Source organism: Bradyrhizobium sp. UFLA05-153, assembly GCF_054185185.1.
The window spans coordinates 1-500 of sequence record NZ_JBBIAM010000368.1; the positions used below are offsets into that span (position 1 = coordinate 1).

A 500-nucleotide genomic window follows, 5' to 3' on the forward strand; every position below is an offset into this window, starting at 1 on the left:
TGGCGCGGAACGAGCTCCAGCGTCTCGGTCACGTCCTCGCCAATCTTGCGCATCGGCTGTCGCCGCAGCATGGGCAGATCGCAGGTGTCAGATAGACGATGCGCTCCCGTGGCAGATGTTCCGGCAGTGGCCGGCGGGCTGGCTTGCGGCGCTCGAACGATGGCACCGCAATCTTCTCCGCGGCCAACCGGGCCGCTCGCTCGGCGCGCAGCATCGCCTGCAGCGTGGTCACATCGTCGGGAAGAGAATCATCGGCGCCCATCGCCGACCAGAGAATCACAAGACGCGGTCTCTGTCCGAACCGCTGATCGTGCCCCCGATTCAAATCCCGGCGATCAGCCAGCCGCCTGCGGTCGCCAGGTATGTTGTGGCATCCGCCAGTCGATGCCCTCCAGCAGGTAGCCAAGCTGGGCTGGGGTGATTGTCACCACGCCATCAGCCGACGACGGCCACAGGAAGCGGCCGCGCTCCAGCCGCTTGGCATAAAGCGACATGCCCAG

At 66.0% G+C, this 500-nt stretch carries 1 protein-coding gene and 1 pseudogene; both read right to left on the minus strand.

What is annotated here, in order from left to right:
- Positions 1 to 187, minus strand: a pseudogene (locus Q2941_RS51925) (IS66 family transposase); the annotation flags it as partial.
- A gap of 148 nt (positions 188 to 335) precedes the next feature.
- Positions 336 to 494, minus strand: coding sequence for an IS66 family insertion sequence element accessory protein TnpB (gene tnpB / locus Q2941_RS51930; RefSeq protein ID WP_208068039.1), 159 nt, complete (start codon positions 492 to 494; stop codon positions 336 to 338).
- Between the last annotated feature and the right edge of the window lie 6 nt (positions 495 to 500).